Raw genomic sequence first — 16962 nt, forward strand, 5'->3', positions numbered from 1 at the left:
CGTCTCGCGTCGGCGCAGACCAAGTGCAATCCTGATCTGCCGCAAGCCGCTTTCAGGAGGAGGTGAGTAAATGCGCGAACTCCGGGAGAGGGCATGTCTGTCGTTCTGTTGCGCGTTCGGTCGAGCTTAGCTCCGAAGCAGCTATGAGCATTTATCTCAATGAGGAGAAGTGGTATGGAGCCTAACTACAACGGCTGGTTCAATACGGACGCTTGGATGCATCAGTACGCTGCCTTGCAAGAGCAGCAGCGGACGCGGCAAGAGTCGGGCCACATGCATGCGGACCAAGCTGGCTTTGAGCAGCGGTTGAGCGAACTGCAACTCAGTTCCTCTGGTGAGAGTGGGGCTGAGGCTGGTTCGCCTGATGCTGACGCCAAAGAGGATGGCTCGCCCGAAACTCGGCCGACGCAGACGCATCGTGGGATTCGGCGTACCGATATCGGCGGTTCGATGCGGATGCCGCCGCGGTCCAACCTTCGGGAAGACTGGCTTAGCAGCGGGCGGCACAGCGTTGACCTGCCTCGTGCTCACATTGGTGGCTCAGCTGCTAGGGCATCGCAGTCTGACTTGCGTGAAAGGCCGTTCAGCAGCTCACGTTATACCGCGCCATCGGAAGTGCGTCCTCTAGCGAAGACGAAGGATAGCAAAAGCCGTGGACTGCTTTCGCGTATTAGGTCAGGGCTCGGCAAAGCGTTTGGGAGGAGTCGTAGCGAAAAGTCGTCCGGCGTCTCGGCATCCGACGTGGTCTCTTCAGAGCATCACATGGATTTGGTGAAGCGTAGTCGTCCTTCTGCCGGCGGAGAACTGCATCCCCAAGGTGCGCAGCAAGTCGAGCGGTTCGCGGTGGCTTATTCCGATGACGATCGCATCATCGCAAGCCTGGTCAATGACGCCGAGCGCATTGGAGGCCAAAAAAAAGAAATTGTCCTCGACCTCGCCAGGGCCCAGCGTACGTTTAGTGGTTGGCTCCGCAGCGAGAACAGGGGGAGCATAATGAGCCGGATCAACGGCAGTGATGCGCAGCAACGGTCGTTGACTGCAGATCATAAGGAGTTCAGGAAAAGGGTAGGACGTAATAGCACCCCACTGAGTCTGCCGACGCTTCGGAAGCAACTAGAGCTCCTTGAGACAAATAGAGCAATGGGTGTAGCCTCCACCGAGCAGGCTGATTGGGGGATTGGGCCTACCGGCTCGAAAGCTGGCGGTTATGATCAGGAGCGGCTTTGGAGCAATGTGGACGAAGCTGGAGGGCGAGGACCTGTCGGGTGGACCCGGCCTAGGTCCGGGGCGTCGTCACAGTCGAATCAGCCTGCCGGGTCGCAACCTGTCAGTTTCGATCAGGAGCGGCTTTGGGGCGATGTAGACGAAGCTGGAGGGCGAGGACCTGTCGGGTGGAACCTGCCCTGGTCTGGGGCGTCGTCACGGTCGAATCAGCCTGCCGGGTCGCAACCTATCAGTTATGATCAGGAGCAGCTTTGGGGCGATCCGGCCCAAGCTGGATGGTGGGCACTTGCCGGATCGGCCGCCTCGCCTGCAGGCAATCCGTCGTCAGACTTCTTCCGCGGTGTTGGCTATCCGGTTGAATTATCCGCCACTCCGCAGGAGCTGCGTGATGATGCCTCGTCCCAAGACCGCAGCGGGCGCGTGCTCGGCGCAAGAGCCTGGCTAGGCGACGAGCACATCCACAGGGATTATGAGCTCTTAGCGGAGGAGTTGGTCGCGATCGATCCGAATCTCGCGGCGCGGACGCGGTTCGTGGATCCCCTTGTAGTCCAGCAGCTTCGTTTGGCCGCGCAGCCGCTGGACATGATGCGCGCATTCCAGCGCATCGTCTTTAGGAATGGGGAGGATACAGCCGACTTCCTGTTCCTGCCGGTGAGCGATGCCGGTAAGGGTCCTGATCGCCGTGGCAGTCATTGGTCACTGCTGCTGGTGGATCGCAGCAACCGGGAAAGTCAGCCGGTCGCCTATCACTACGACTCTGCCCTGGGACACAACGATGAACCTGCAGCGCAGCTCGCAACACGGCTGGGAGCCACTCTGGTGCGAGCCCGCATAGCCCAGCAGCGGAACGGCTATGATTGCGGCGTTTACGTGGTGGACGGCACACGAGATCTTGTTGGGCAATTGATGCAAGGACAGCGACCAGAGCTGCTGAACCTTAACAACCTGATACCGGACCGGGAGGCATTGCAAAACCGACTAAGGGGCTGATTGGATCTCTGCGGGAAACTCTGACTTGACGATATCGCAGCCGAAGGCCAACGCATGGATTTCATTGGGGCGCTGGAGCGTCAAAGCGTGAACGAAAGGAAATTTATCTGTGGTCTCCCATAGCAAGCCTCAGAGCCTTTGGGATGCGCCGCGCTTTTCCGCGTGAGATAAACGCGACCCGTACACGCGCTGAGCGAGCAAGAGATCACCCCCCCGCGCCTGCACTCCTGCAGCAAGGCAATCGACGCTGTCCCTTCCGTAGCCGCTGCGTGATGATCTCGTGCTCATCACGAGAGCGTCGAATGCAATCGCCTTGCCGCAATTGCGTGCGACAAGACGCTAATCCACGCGCGCACATCTTGCGCTTGCTCTGCCATGAACGAGTTGTGCGTCGCGTGGTAGATAAATTCGTGGAATTGCCGGTTGAATGTGTCATGAGCATCGACATCGTTCGCCTCGACTATCTTCAGCGAAGCTTCGTGAGGCCCGATCAGATGGCAAGGTTTGAGCGGCGTCATGCGGTAGGTCGCGAGCATCACACCCTTGGCCTCGACCTCAGCGCTGGTCTCGAACATGTTCAGGATGCGCTCCGGTGTTATCCAGGCAACGAGGAGGCCCCGACGAATTTCAGCAATACTCCGATGCCAACGGCCGTCGATCCGCGGACCATCAAACGGCACCTCACCTCGCGGCGCAATAGTGCGGAAAGATAACGTGACGGACAAGCAATGCCCGAAGCCCAGGCCGTTCATCGACACGTGGGAGGACTACCACGAATACCAGGCAACAGAGACGCTGAAGACTGAGCTCACGACGTTCGAGCGCTTCCACTTCAAATGCTGGAAAGACAGCGAATGCGTCGGAGCGGACGACTTCCGCGCTGGTTTATTTGACCACAACTACAACGCGGCACAATTCTACTACCTCAATCGGACGCTTCCTCGCTCATGATGGCTGTTCAACACCCTTCACTTTGGCGCATCGATGCGCCGAGGCGGCGTCCACATGGGGTAATCGCAGGAGCGAGTTGCCCGAAAACCAATCAGAGACTTGGAGGGCGGCTGTTCCCCGATAGGATGGAAATACGGGCTCACGACTGGTCGCCGGGCCCAAGTGTCGCGCGCCATGGAAAACTGGTGTGTTTGGCAGGACATAACCGACCTGGTTCGCATGCGGGAAAAGAGGCTGAGTCTTGCGAAGAGGTTTGACAGCGATGTGTCGTGGGTCGTGGACGTTGTGGCGAGCTCGATGCAGGACATGCAAGCGGTCGCATCGGAAACTACTGCTTCGACGGGAGATGTCTGTCTTCGCACTGAAGCCATGACGACAATGGTGAAAAAGACCGAGGAAAACTCGACGGCCGTGTCCTCGGCCGCTCAGGAATTATCGGCCTCGATTTCTGAGATCAGCCGACGAGTGTTGACCGCAGCGAATATTTCGCAAAGCGCGCGCGGCAAGACCGCACACGCTGAAGCAACATTAAGTGAGCTCGTTGCTTCGGTGACAAAGATCAGCAGCGTCGTCCAGATGATCGAGGGTATAGCCTCGCAAACCAATTTGCTGGCGCTCAATGCAACCATCGAGGCAGCACGGGCTGGCGAAGCGGGGCGAGGCTTTGCAGTGGTGGCGGGAGAAGTGAAAAATCTTGCTGCGCAGGCCGCCAAGGCGACAAGCGAAGTTGATACTCAGATTCTCGCCATCAAACAAAGGACGGAGCTGGCGATTGCAGCGATGGGTGACATCGCCGACATCATCGACAAGGTGCAAGAGATATCGAGCAACATCTCGGCAGCGATAGAAGAGCAATCGATTGTGACGAACGACATATCAAGAAGCATCACCGGCATCAGTGTTGAAATGCGCGAAGCTTCCAGGGATATTGACCAGTTGAATGCCGCCTCGCGCGACTCTGGATCATCGGCAGACCAAGCCGTTGGGAAGGTAAGGCATTTCAGCAAAGATATCGCTTCGTTACAGGGGCAGGTCGGTGACTTCTTGACTAACATAAGGGCGTAGTACTGCGCGGTCGGTATAAGCGCAGGTGAGGAAACTAATGCGCCATGAACGTCTGCACTCAACGTTGCTCGGGCCGCTGGACCGATGACCTCGGAGCTCAACATGCGGCGCTTCGTAGGCGGGGGTCAGCAGCTGGTTCGAAAGGTAGGACCGACCAATGCTGTTACGAAGATCTATTGCCGCGTAAGCGCGTATCCATTGGGCAGTACAGAGGTTGATGCTCTAGCGATGCTGCGGATTTGCGGTTCAAGTGTCAGTGTTGTATCTGAAATTTGCGATGCTTTAAGATCTGCCGGGAATCGTGGCGCATGTTTGCCGAAATCTGCATGAAACCTGCATAGTCCCGAGCAAAAAATCCGCTAAGCGCCGAAGGAAAGAGGGAGATGCCCTGGTGCGCTTTCACCGTCAGAAGAGTTTGCTGGGGAGTGCCGCAATCCGCCGACCACGGTTAATCAAAACTCCGGCAAACTCGCAACCCGAAATAGTCAGAAGCATCTGGAGTCCATTTCTCTGACGTTCGCCGATGTTTCGTTCAGGGCCGCTCGCCGCGAGGACGCGGAGGTGGTTTTCAACGTCATACAGTGGTCGGTCGACGGGCCTTGCCCGCGCATCCGCGCACGGCCGTCCCGCCGATCTTCTATCCCGACACCTGTGTCGAGTACAGAAAGCCACTCGCGCCTTCCCTTGTGTCGTTCAGTATCACCATCTCCACGAAAGGCTGTTCGCGGGAGAATGGGTACCGGGAGAGTGTCTACGACAAATTCAAATTTGACTTCGGCAATTCCGGTCCGCTTCTCTTCCCTCGGCACGTTTGTCGCCGAATTCTACAGACAGATCCTGATCAAGACGTTGAGTGCGCCTTACGAGATTGAGGGCAATCAAGTCGCTATCGGTGCCTCGGTCGGAATCGCGCTGTCACCGGGAACACGCCAGAGCCTGCCGGCAGCCGTTCTTTAAGGAAAACCAGAATCCGATGTAGACGCGATAATCGCTGACCTCCGGTCGTACGAACACCCGCACGATGTGGACGATCGGCAACAAACCGCCGATTTTGCTGCAAACCCACGTCGGCGCGCCCAGCCCGCCAACGTGACAGCGGCGCAAAACTCTAGTTCTGGGTGGTCCAAAGTTCGGTCTCGCTGCAAAATCAGCAAAGGCTCTAGCTGCCGCCGGATGAAAGGGCAGTGGCAGGTCAACCTGCACCATCGCGCGTCGACGCTAACCAACAGCAAACCTTCGTATAGGTTTTTAAGCCGTTTCTATATCGAGCGCCTACCCCTGCTCAATTGAGCTTAAGTGGAGCTTTGCCTTAGGTTCGCGGCGAAACGCGAGCAGGAAAGCTTGTGGCTGCGGCCCGGCCGAATGGATCGCGTGTGTACCGTGCTCCAGGAGTACAGAAGAATGCAGCCGTCCTTTACACATCCGGTGCGGGCGGCTCATGCACCACGTAGACTCGATCGTGCACGCCATATGATTTGGGAACGCCTTCGAGTGCTTTCGGTGCGAGGTAGAACGACTTTCTTGACTACGCACGTGATGGAAGAAGCTAAGCGGCTGTGCGATCGGCTTTGGGTACTCGAGCGCGATTCGCAAGATCGCCGACGACGGTCCTCGTGGTTTAATCGACGATTATGGTGGAAGTCCGCACAAGTTGTCGGCGCTGATCAAGCTCTGGCAGAGCATGTAAAAGTAAGCGGAGGGACGCGCTTCTGTTACGCATCCAATCCGAAGCAAGTGCGGAAGCAGCTGCACGGGCCTTCGGAGCGGCCGGCCTGATCTTTATGATGTCTTCTTGCGGCTGAGCGGACAAAATCGAGGGCTGAACGATGAGTGAAGGGTACGCGGCGGCAATGCCCACTAATGCGTACGATTGGATCAGCGGTCTGGCGTCGCAACTTTTTGGCGTGGAGGAAAGCCGCGCGTGCATCTCTGCTCGGGAACCTTGCTGATCCCATGACCAATCTCTTTGGCCTGGGTCTCGGAGTTGGGCTCATTGTAGGCCGTATTGACGGGACATCATACCTCACATTTCTCGCTGGCGGGATGGTGGCGACAAGCGCCATGACTTCAGCGACTTTCGGAACAATGTATGCGTCTTATGCCCGCATGCATGGTCTGCGGACCTGCGAAGCGATTCTATACACCCGTCTCACTCTCGGGGACATCGCTCTCGGTGAGTTGGTATGGGCCGCCACAAAGGCTCTTCTAGGTGGGACGGGAACTGGGGTCGTTGCTGCGATCCTAAGATACACGTCGTGGTCATGCATTCTCTATTCGATGCCGGCAATTGCTCTTGCTGGTGTCGTGTTCGCAAGCCTGGCTATGATCGTCATATCGCACACACACACACACACACTTGCGCCAAGCTATGACTATTTTGTTTTCTACCAGACGCTCGTTAGCATACCGATGGTGTTTGTCTGTGGCGCAATTGTCCCGCTTAGTCAGCTGCCCATCACGTTTCAGCGATTGGCAGGCTTGTTGCCGCTGGCTCATTCGGTAGATCTCATTCGGCCGGTGATGCTTAGTCGTCCGGCTGGGGGTAGCGCGCTGCACTTCGCGGCCCTCTGCATGTACGCGGTATTCGCTTTCTTCATCCCGATAGCACTGCTTCGTCGGCGGCTTATGCGTTGACCGTCCAGTGCCCCTATCATGAAAATATGGAGCAAAACATGCTGTGTCTGGGTTTGAGCGGTGGATTGGACAAGGTTTACGAAAGCACGCCCGCGCTTTCGAATACATTTCTACACGATGGCGCGGCGGTCCTGGTGAAGGACGGTCGCGTTATAGCCGCAGTCGAAGAGGAGCGACTTAATCGCATCAAGCACTCAAATAAGTTCCCTGGCAGGGCGATTCGGTACTGTCTTGCAGAGGCAGGTGTTCAGCTCAACGACATCGATCGGATCGCGTTCTACGCCACCGAATCCTATTGCAACGCTATGCTTGAAAACCTGTTTGGGTCCGAGCCTGATTTTGCTTTGCCTTTGAATGCCAAGCTGTTGCTGCGGAGCTTGCTGGCACAGGAGTTCGGTACAGAAATTGACGCTTCACGCCTATTCTTTGTAAGTCACCATATGGCGCACGCCGTGAGTACCTTTGCTATGTCCGGATTCGAGGACAGCTTAATTTTTGCGATCGACGGTGGTGGTGATCTTCTCTCCGGCCTCATGGCCGTGGGCTCAGGAACGGACATCACGCAAATTGAGACGTTTCCGGAGAGTAATTCTCTAGGACTTTTCTATCTCGAGACGATCCGGTATCTCGGCTACAGCTTATTTGATGAGTATAAGGTAATGGGGTTAGCTCCCTACGGCGACCCCGCACCCTTCCGCGAACTGTTCGAACAGTTTTACGAACTGTCTGATAACGGTGGTTACCGCGTCTACCTCGACAGCATCGGTCCGGCGTTGCGGCGCAACATCGAGGTCAGACGAAAAGGTATGCCATTCACCCAGCAGCATCGAAATGTAAGTGCTTCCTTGCAGGAGGCGCTAGAGAGGATCGTATTCCACATATTGCGACACCATCGCATGACCACCGACATGACGCGATTGTGCCTGGCTGGAGGAGTTGCACACAACTGCACGATGAACGGCAAGTTGCTCAAATCTGGGTTGTTCGAAGACATTTTTGTCCAACCGGCAGCGCATGACGCCGGGTGCGCCTTAGGCGCTGCGTTAATGATGTCAAAGGAGCTAGGCCGGCCTGCGCCGCGGGAGCGCCTGCAGCAGGTTTATTGGGGACCCGATCTCGGAAGCGAGCAGGCTATCGAGCAGGAGTTAAACGCATGGTCTGGGCACATCGAGCTAGAGCGCAGTGATGATGTGGCAGGTAGAGCGGCCGATTGGATGGCAGGCGGCGCTGTGATCGGGTGGGTGCAGGGTCGGTCCGAGTTTGGCCCCCGCGCGCTTGGCAACCGCAGTATTCTGGCCGATCCTCGACCTTCCGCAAACAAGGACCGGATCAATGCGATGGTGAAGAAGCGGGAGGGCTATCGACCTTTCGCTCCATCAGTGCTGGAGGAGGATGCCCGTGAGTTTTTTGAGCTCCCGGGAAATGCGAGCGAATTCCCATTTATGAACTTCATCGTTAGCGTGCGTGGCTCCAAACGCAGCCAGCTAGGGGCCATCACCCACGTTGATGGTACGGCTCGGCTCCAAACGGTGTCGCGCAAGACCAATCCAGCCTATTGGGAGCTTATCAACGCGTTCAAGAAGCGGACGAGCATTCCAATTCTACTCAACACATCCTTCAACAACAACGCCGAACCAATCGTCGATTCCGTTTCAGATGCGATCGCGACGTTCCTTACGACAGAGCTGGATGGGCTCGTAGTCGGGCCGTTTCTGGTGAAAAGAAGGGCAACGACCCTGGAGAGTTGGACGTCACTGGCGCTGTCATTGCCGCCCTATGTATCGCTCCATCGCGCCCGCGCTTACACAGGGCGAGGCCGTCATGAGACGTTATCCGAAATCCGCACAAGCTACTCCAGCAGTGACAGTCTACGGATCTCGGATGAGCTGTTCGACGTGCTGATAAAGGTCGAAGCCGAAGCGGTGCTCGCGAATCTGCTCGATGCGACTAAGACGGATCTTGCTCACCGTAATGCTCTTGTGGAGGAGCTGCGCGAGTTGTGGCAGCAGCGGTGCGTGCGATTGCATCCGCCCCGTGCCGCTCGCGTTTAAAGCCCGGCATATCGGGTATTATGGAACACGTTCTCCGTGAGATTGAGGTGCTCGAATGAGCGATTTCCAGCCGATGTGCAGGCCCTTCCCAAGCGATTGTCTATGACCAAGAAGGGACCCAATACCGCGTACGCAATTACCTTGTCCCACGGGTCATCGGCCTTCCGCTTCGCCGGCCGGGGTGATGCGATGCTTGCCTTCGGCAACCTCAATGTAGCCGCATGTGACGAGGCGGCTTATGATCTGACCTCGTGCTCCTTAACGTGGACGGGCTCACCTCGAGCTCGGAATAATGCTCCGAGCGCCGCAATCTCCCGTTTTCCCATGGGTGACTTCTTATCAAATCCTCGAGCTTGCCATCTTCGTAAATTTCGAAACCCGCAGCGCGGTAGCTCTCGATGGCTGGGATCGGTCAGAGACTAACTGATGATCAGTGTCGCGGCCCGGCAAAGGACAAGAGCAACGCTGCGCTTCGGACGGGGACACCCAATCCACAGCATCGCTGTGCACGCTGGAGCTGCGCGGCATGATCATCGTGGCAGTGAACTGCGGGTGTTCCGGGACACAAACGCCAATTGTCCTTGCCGCTCTTGCCAATAAATCCAAGTCCCGGACAACGGGCTCATAATGCGCCGACATCCACACTATACCAATGTGTAACCGAGCTAACCGCGGGGGATGAATTGGCGCGAAGCGCGGCCGGGATCATTGTGGGCCTTATGGTACACTCAGGTTCACGCCCAATTCGGGGAGGCGCAGGAGCGCAAAGGCCGTGCACCTGCACTATACTCCAGTTTGATTGCTGACCTCAGTCAGCTGAATTTCGCAGACGCGGATGACCGCCGAGCATTCCCTCCGACCCTACACAGCATATTGGCAAGGCATGGGCTGTTCGGGCTCACCACACCAGGAGAGCACGGCGGATTAGCTCTTCCCTTGCAAGAGGCCATCGACCTCATCTCTGCCACTGCGTCCTTCGATGTCTCCGCTGCCTCTACGCTCGTCATCCATAACTTCCTGGCCTTGCCCTGCATCGAAGCGGCACCGCACATCCCCGAACAAAATAATATCATTTGGGGTGCAACACGCGGCGATCTCTGCGCTTTCGCTTTGACGGAGCCTGGAGCTGGCTCTGCCCCGAGGAGGCTTCGGCTCTCATGCGCGAAGATAAAGTTCATATCTCTGGCCGCAAGATCTGGATCGGGCTCGCTGACTGGGCTCGCTGGATCGTTTGCTTTGCGCGCGCGTCTGGTCCTGATGCGAAAGGTCGGCTCGTTGGTGTACTCGTTGACAGGCAGGCTCCAGGCCTAAAGGTCACGCATGAGCATCGCACACTGGGTCTACGCGGCATTATTCAGAATACTCTGGAGTTCCAGGTGTCGAGGTGCCGCGTGCTTACGTGCTCTCTCGCGATCAAGACGGCTGGGGCGCGGCGGCATCTAGTATGCACCGCGGCCGTATCGGTGTGGCTGCTATGGGTCTTGGAGCGCTTGAGCGCGCTATCCAGGTCGCAGCCTCTTATGCAAGCCATCGTCGACTCGGTAAACTGCGCATGCTCGAGAACAGCTACATCGAGCTGTTATTTGGGCAGATGGTGCTGCGGCGGGAAGTCGTGAAGGCGATGCTGGCCGCATCCTGCCGACTTGTTTCAGCGCAGGGCGCGCCCAACGTCCACCTTGCGTCGGCAACGAAGGTTTCGTCCTCGGAATGGTGCGGTCTTGTCGCTGATCAATGCGTCCAGCTGTTAGGTGGCCGTGGTTATGATGAGGGAACGCCTTTAGCTAAAATCTATCGAGACGCTCGCATCCTCCGCATCTTCGAAGGTCCGACCGAGGCGCTCTTATCACATCTCGGCCGCTGCCTCCTCTCTAAAGCCACCCGTGATGAAATAGCCGATCTGTTTCGGTCAGTTGGTGCGGCTTCAGTCCATGCTGCTGCCATTGAGGAACTCTCTGGGCTCGATGAGACAGACGGTGCCGTGCTGATCTATGCGGGTTGGCTCACCACATTGGGCTTGGCAAAAGCTGTCAGGTCTGCTGGTTTGCTTCTCTATCTCAGATTGCGCCGCACGCAGCGGCCGACCTGGTCAGTTCCGAGCTAGCAACTCTCCGTACTCGCGCGCCGGCACGGCAATCTGTCGAAGCCCGCAATCGGGCCAGTCGGACTCTGACCACCTTCCTTCAAGACGCGGCTTGTTCTATTCGCCACCTGTTCTCACTGACGATTACCTTAAGCTGGTGCAGTATGTCTGAGAACTAGCGGATGCCGGACCTCTTTCCACCTGGTGGTCGCCGTGATCGTCGCCGTCGGCGTCGACAGATATGGCCGGCGCGAGGTGCTCGGCATGGACATCGGCCCCTCCGAAGCCGAGACGTTCTGGACCGCTTTTCTGCGCAAGCTTGCCCGCACGGCCTGCGCGGCGTCAAGCTGGCCGTCTCCTCATGAGGGCAATTAAGGCGCGTCGAGGGTGCCCAATGCCCCTTGGCAGCGGTGCCGCACCCAGTTCGTGACCCGTCTGGGTTGGCAACCCCATCGGATGCAAGGGACAACGGACTAATGCCTCCGATCCAAGCTTCGAACGCGGCTGGATGCACGAGAGCGGCAGCTACGCGAAGGTTACGCCGAAAGAGGTGGGAGCTTTTCGCCTGAATGGAGCAGCAAAGAGTGGCTGCAATGAAGCGATGGTACAAACTAAAAGAGCCGTCGCGGCTGACCACCAGGAGAAGGGGATAGCCGCGACAACGGCGGGTCCTGAAACCCAAGAAGCCCCGCGATAATTAAGAGCCGCGACGCAGTCTCGTTTTTGGTGGCGACGGCCTCGTCAGTTTCTCGAAAGCTTATCCATATAGTACGATCTCAATTGATTTCATGGCGTGAGGTTAGCGTGGACCCGCGGAATTTTGACTCATGCAATGTCACTGCTGACCCGCAGATACAGGTCTCGCAAGAGCATCAACCGGACCGAACCGGGCAAGAGGACTTTGAGCAGCAATTACACGAGGCGCGCCAAGCCAATAACGGGATGCCTGACAGGGGGTCACGCCGTAGCCTCTCCGCCAATGTGTCTAGCGACAGCCAGCAGTCCCCAGGCGAGCCGATGGGTGCACTTGCCAGGAGCAACCTGTTACCAGGCGAGGAGGTCCTCATCAACGATGAGCATGACATAGCTGAGGTGAGAGTAGCGAAGAGGCCGAGGACCCTAAACAATCCGCAAGGCGTTGCCATTGAGCAGCAATTGAGCGAGATCGCCAGTTCAGGTGGAGGTGGTGGAGCAATGCCAGCCGCCTCGGCGCTGCAGCCGGCTCGGTCAATGGGAATTGTGGTGGGGCGGCAGGACAGCGGGCCTCTGTATGCCGAGGATGCTTCCGCTATTTCGGGGCTTGAGGATGCCCTCATCAAGGCCGGGTGGACCAAAGGTTCCGCCTATGCAAGGTCCCTTCATGGCTTTAGCCGCTGGGTTTTCGCAAACAACAAACCGAGCATTGTTGCTCGGGTCGACAGTAAGTCGCTGACCGATGGCAGCGATGTGCTTGGGTACATCGGAAAGAGTAATGACAAACTACTCCTTAAGGCAATTGACCATCTCCGGACCTGGTGGTCGACGGGCACCGTGCCAATCGCACGCCGCTCTAAGCGGAATCCTCACCCCCAGAACGTGGCCCCCATCCATTCCGAAAGCGCGGTACGGATCGAACCGAGGCGCCTCGACAATGCCGTTGCGCAGCTTAGCGCGTCGTCGGCGCCGCAGCCGGCTCAGTCGACGGGGATTGTGAGAGGACAGGACATGCGGCGTCTTTCTTCCGAAGATGCTCCCGTTGTCCTGGGGCTTGAGGAGCCCATCATCAAGGCCGGGACTAGGCGCCTCGACATCGCCGCTGCGCAGCTAAGCGCGTCCTCCGCGCTTGTGACAGGGCCGGACATGCGGCCTCTTTATTTCGAGGATGCTCGCGATATCTCGGGGCTCCAAGAGGCCTTCATCGAGGCCGGTATGTCAGTCGGCACGTCAAGAGTCTACGCAAGTTTTCTTCGTAGCTTTAGCCGTTGGCTCCTCGCAAAAAACAAACCAGGCCTTGTTGCTCAGCTCGACAGTGAGTCGTTGAGTGGTGACGTGTCCGGGTTTATCGGAACGCGTAATCCCGCCGGACTCCTTATGGCAATAGACTATCTCCGGACCTTCCGGTCGACAGGCACGATCGCGCTCCCCCGCGCCGAGCGCAATCCCGCGCCCCCGGACGTGGCTCCCATTCGTTCCCAAAGCGCCGTACTAGTGGAACCGAGGCTCATCGGTGACGCCGCTGCGCAACACAGCGCGTCGCAGGAAGCGGGCGGTCGGCGAGAGGAGCTTCGGGAAGTGCAGGAGGATCAACCCGCCCCGTCGGCTTTCGTCAAAGAGCACGTCGCGTTCGATCAAGAGCTTCGGCGAGTACTGGATCATCAACCCATCCTGTCGCCAGTCTTCGTCCCTTCAGAGGAGCTTCAGCGACTGGAGAAGGATTTGGAGGACGAGCTTCACGCCCGACGGGACGATCACGCCACCCCGTCGTTCTCCGCCGATCCAGAAGAGCTTACTTTCAATCTAGAGCAGTTCTCTCCAGGGGAGCTTCGGCGATTGCTTGATGATCCATCCATATTGTCGCCACTTCCCGTCGATCCAGAGGACTCGACTTTAAATTCAGGACAGTCTCCTCCACCAAAAGAGCTTTGGCGACTACTGAATGATGAACCCGCGCCGTTGGAGGTGGCACCTAGCTCAGGCCCGGCAGATCAGTCGGCTCACGAGCCGGGTCCGCTACCGAATCTATCAATGTACCTCCCCCTGTGCTTCCAACACGGCGCCGACATCGCCGCAGCGCAGGATCATCAACCCATCCTGTCGCCAGTGTCCGTCCCTTCAGAGGAGCTTCAGCGACTGGAAAAGGATTTGGAGGACGAGCTTCACGCCCGACGGGACGATCACGCCGCCCCGTCGTTCTCCGCCGATCCAGAAGAGCTTACTTTCAATCTAGAGCAGTTCTCTCCAGGGGAGCTTCGGCGATTGCTTGATGATCCATCCATATTGTAGCCACTTCCCGTCGATCCAGAGGACTCGACTCTAAATTCAGGACAGTCTCCTCCACCAAACGAGCTTTGGCGACTACCGAATGATGAACCCGCGCCGTTGGAGGTGGCATCTAGCGCAGGCCCGGCAGATCAGTCGGCTCACGAGCCGGGTCCGCTGCCGAATCTATCAATGTACCTCCCCCTGGGCTTCCAGCACGCTCAGTGAGGTGTTCGACCTTCGTTTCCAGGCGAATGACCCGGTCGCGGGTATCGCCGTCGTCGATCATTTCTTGATCGCCCGAATTGCGGCGACCACAACGACTGCCGTTGACGCACCGATGAAGAACGAGGTGAAGATCCCATGCTCGGTCTTGTCCCACGCGGATTGACATTAGTTCCGCCGGACTGCCGCTCGTCCTCGCCCGTCGGGGGTACCCCATGAGCTACCGGATCGGCTATCTGGTCAGCGATGGCTGACACCACGGCTCGCAGCCGGTCTCGGAAGTCGTGACGGAACTCCTGCCGACCCAGTTCTCGCGCCCAGCCAAGTCTCTATCTAGGGCGAGCTATACTCGATCAGCTTGGGGTTCTGAGTCTTTATAGTCGGTCCAGGCTTTCCATGATCGCCAAGTCTGCGGCAACATCGGTCCGTCAAAGTCACGAAGACTAGTTTCGTCCACGGCTATCTCCCATCATACGATGATAAATTGAGAGCCCGGTGGGAGCCTGCAAGGCCTCTTGTTGCGAAGCGAGTGCGCTTCAGAACGTGCCGTTTAGTTGGGAAATCTCGCGGCCGACGATCACGCGGTGACGCGGATGGGGCTCGTAAACAAGCTTGCCGGACGATCCAAACCGTAGTGCTCGCGCAGGGTGGTGCCGGCGTAATCATGGCGGAACAGTCCGCGCTGGCGCAGGATGGGCACGACCTGTTCCGCGAACAGGTCGAAGCCGCCGGGCAGCCATGGTGGCATGACGTTGAAGCCGTCGGCGGCGCCATTCTCGAACCAGGTCTGGATGTTGTCGGCGATCTTTTCCGGCGGGCCAGCGATCACCCAATGGCCACGCGCGCCGGCGAGGCGCTGCACGAGCTGACGGATCGTCGGCTTCTCGCGATCGACGATATCGACCACGAGCCTAAAACGGCTCGCAACGCCATGGGAGCCATTGGTGTCGATCAGATGACGCGGGAAGGGACCGTCAAGATCGAAGCCGGTGAGATCGAGACCAGTCATCTGGCGGAGCTGGGTCAGCGAGAACTCCGGCTGGATCAGGGCGTTGAACTCCTCCTGGAGCCGATCCGCCTCAACTTGCGTGCTGGCGATGAACGGAGAGATGCCGGGCAGAATCTTGATCTGGTCGGGGCTGCGGTCGAACGCGCGCACCTGACGCTTGATGTCGGCATAAAACTCCTGTGCGCTCGCCAGGGTCTGGTGCGCAGTGAAGATGGCTTCGGCAAAGCGCGCGGCAAAGGCGCGCCCGTCCTCGGACGAGCCGGCCTGGACATAGACCGGCCGCCCCTGCGGCGTCCGCGGAACGTTGAGCGGACCGCGCACGCGAAAATGCTTGCCGATGTGATCGATGGTGTGGATCTTGCTGGTGTCGGCGAAGACGCCCGATACGGGATCGTTGACCAGCGCGTCGTCTTCCCAACTGTCCCACAGCCTCGTGATGACATCGAGATATTCCCGCGCCCGCTCATAGCGCTCGTGATGCGGCGGATGCTCGGGCAGGCCGAAATTCTGCGCCGCCTGGGGCGAGCTCGTCGTTACGATGTTCCAGCCGGCGCGGCCTCTGCTGATGTGATCGAGCGAGGCGAACAGCCGCGCGAGATTGTACGGCTCCGTGTATGTAGTCGACGCCGTCGCTATCAGGCCGATGCGTTTGGTGGCGGACGCGATAGCGGTGAGCAGCGTGATCGGTTCAAGCCGGAAGCGCTGTGCGTAACGGACATTGTCAGCCAACACGGGACCATCGGCGAAGAACACGGCATCGAACTTGTGTGCTTCGGCGCGCTGCGCGAGCTCCTGATAGTAGGTGGCGTCGAGAATACGCTTCGTTGTCGAGAGCTTGTGACGCCAGGCCGCCTCATGATGGCCGTCCGGGTAGATGAAGAAGTTGAGGGAAAGTTGCCGTTTGCTCATGGCATGGCTCGCAAATGCTTAATCGTTGTCGGTGTCGGCTGACGATCGTGACGTGGCTCGACTCTATGTCGGGCATTGCGAAGCTGTCGATGAAATGAATTTGCGTTGTTGCAGGGAATGCGAGCATGAAGCTGGTGGGTGCATCGCCGAACAGAGATGAGTGCGTTCGATGTCAGCAACGATCGCGGTGTTTCAGGCTGCTTCGTACGCCGATTGGCGCGATTTGGCCTGTTATCGGACGCGAAAGGCGGTCGAATAATCCGTCATGATCGCAAATATTTCCGCGTCCATGCGACTGACGAAGCGATCGTTGCGCGCCGCGGAAAACAAAGCTGGTTTCGTTTCATTGACTGGATCGCGATCGCTTTTACGATCTGCAAGGTACAAGCGAGGTCGTTCACCATGCGGCAATCCGATCTACTCGTCGTTCGCGAAGCAGCCCGGCTGAACTCGGCTCGGAGCGCGCCGTGCTTTGCCGACGCGATGGCGGAAAGCTGTACCGCGGCGATCCGTGCACGGCTGAAGGTCTAGCACCCGCAGGGGCACGCGGTCCCCGACGACAAAACCCAAGATAATCCGTCACTCCCAGCCGGCGGCGCGACCGGCGCACGGCGGAGCCTTGTCCAGACAATCACAGGAAACCACGATCATGAGCAATCGAAATATCATCGACAAAGTCATTCCGCGCGCCGACATCGTCAAGCGCGCGGCCAGACTCGGTGCCGAGATCCGGAACGTCAAGCTGTCCGGCGATCTCTCCGATGATTTCATTTCCGCCATCAACCAGGTGCTGCTCGAGCACAAAGTGATCTTCTTGCGCGACCAGGGCCATCTCGACGATGCCGAGCAGGAGTGCTTTGCCGTCC

General features: G+C 58.1%; 8 protein-coding genes and 7 pseudogenes. 13 read left to right on the plus strand and 2 right to left on the minus strand.

Going from position 1 to position 16962, the window contains the following annotated elements; genetic code table 11:
• Positions 1-762 precede the first annotated feature (762 nt).
• Complete coding sequence (locus AC24YW_RS36370; protein WP_487487181.1) at positions 763-2214, plus strand: Ulp1 family isopeptidase; 1452 nt, start codon at positions 763-765, stop codon at positions 2212-2214.
• A gap of 250 nt (positions 2215-2464) precedes the next feature.
• On the opposite strand, the pseudogene AC24YW_RS36375 reads toward AC24YW_RS36370, so the two are convergent.
• A pseudogene (locus AC24YW_RS36375) lies at positions 2465-2837 on the minus strand (FCD domain-containing protein); the annotation flags it as partial.
• Between the two features lie 91 nt (positions 2838-2928).
• Here AC24YW_RS36375 and AC24YW_RS36380 point away from each other — a divergent pair.
• The 10 genes and pseudogenes from AC24YW_RS36380 (at position 2929) to AC24YW_RS36425 (ending at position 13977) form a co-directional block, all read left to right on the plus strand.
• A complete protein-coding gene (locus AC24YW_RS36380; protein ID WP_487487182.1) occupies positions 2929-3165 on the plus strand; it encodes a hypothetical protein in 237 nt (78 codons plus the stop codon).
• A gap of 297 nt (positions 3166-3462) precedes the next feature.
• Positions 3463-4230: a methyl-accepting chemotaxis protein gene (locus AC24YW_RS36385; RefSeq protein WP_487487183.1), complete on the plus strand. Its 768-nt coding sequence runs from the start codon at positions 3463-3465 to the stop codon at positions 4228-4230.
• Positions 4231-5691: 1461 nt separating this feature from the next.
• Positions 5692-6064 (plus strand): annotated as a pseudogene (locus AC24YW_RS36390) (nodulation factor ABC transporter ATP-binding protein NodI); the annotation flags it as partial.
• A pseudogene (locus AC24YW_RS36395) lies at positions 6057-6864 on the plus strand (ABC transporter permease). The pseudogenes AC24YW_RS36390 and AC24YW_RS36395, both read left to right, overlap by 8 nt.
• A 38-nt stretch (positions 6865-6902) precedes the next feature.
• A complete protein-coding gene (locus AC24YW_RS36400) occupies positions 6903-8915 on the plus strand; it encodes a carbamoyltransferase family protein (protein ID WP_487487184.1) in 2013 nt (670 codons plus the stop codon).
• Positions 8916-9593: 678 nt separating this feature from the next.
• Positions 9594-9941, plus strand: a pseudogene (locus tag AC24YW_RS36405) (acyl-CoA dehydrogenase family protein); the annotation flags it as partial.
• A gap of 131 nt (positions 9942-10072) precedes the next feature.
• Positions 10073-10279 (plus strand): annotated as a pseudogene (locus tag AC24YW_RS36410) (acyl-CoA dehydrogenase family protein); the annotation flags it as partial.
• A gap of 35 nt (positions 10280-10314) precedes the next feature.
• Entirely contained in the window at positions 10315-11016 is a 702-nt protein-coding gene (locus tag AC24YW_RS36415; protein ID WP_487487185.1) for an acyl-CoA dehydrogenase family protein, read from the plus strand.
• Positions 11017-11202: 186 nt separating this feature from the next.
• Positions 11203-11354 (plus strand): annotated as a pseudogene (locus tag AC24YW_RS36420) (transposase); the annotation flags it as partial.
• 658 nt (positions 11355-12012) lie between these two features.
• Positions 12013-13977 carry a hypothetical protein gene (locus AC24YW_RS36425; protein ID WP_487487186.1) on the plus strand — a complete coding sequence of 655 codons (1965 nt, stop codon included), beginning with the start codon at positions 12013-12015 and terminating at the stop codon, positions 13975-13977.
• Positions 13978-14755: 778 nt separating this feature from the next.
• On the opposite strand, the gene AC24YW_RS36430 is transcribed toward AC24YW_RS36425, so the two are convergent.
• A complete protein-coding gene (locus AC24YW_RS36430; RefSeq protein WP_487487187.1) occupies positions 14756-16096 on the minus strand; it encodes an LLM class flavin-dependent oxidoreductase in 1341 nt (446 codons plus the stop codon).
• 156 nt (positions 16097-16252) lie between these two features.
• Here AC24YW_RS36430 and AC24YW_RS36435 point away from each other — a divergent pair, with 156 nt between their 5' ends.
• Both AC24YW_RS36435 and AC24YW_RS36440 read left to right on the plus strand, forming a co-directional pair.
• Positions 16253-16627, plus strand: coding sequence for a hypothetical protein (locus AC24YW_RS36435; protein ID WP_487487188.1), 375 nt, complete (start codon positions 16253-16255; stop codon positions 16625-16627).
• 118 nt (positions 16628-16745) lie between these two features.
• A pseudogene (locus tag AC24YW_RS36440) lies at positions 16746-16962 on the plus strand (TauD/TfdA family dioxygenase); the annotation flags it as partial.

The organism is Bradyrhizobium sp. USDA3516, assembly GCF_057651995.1.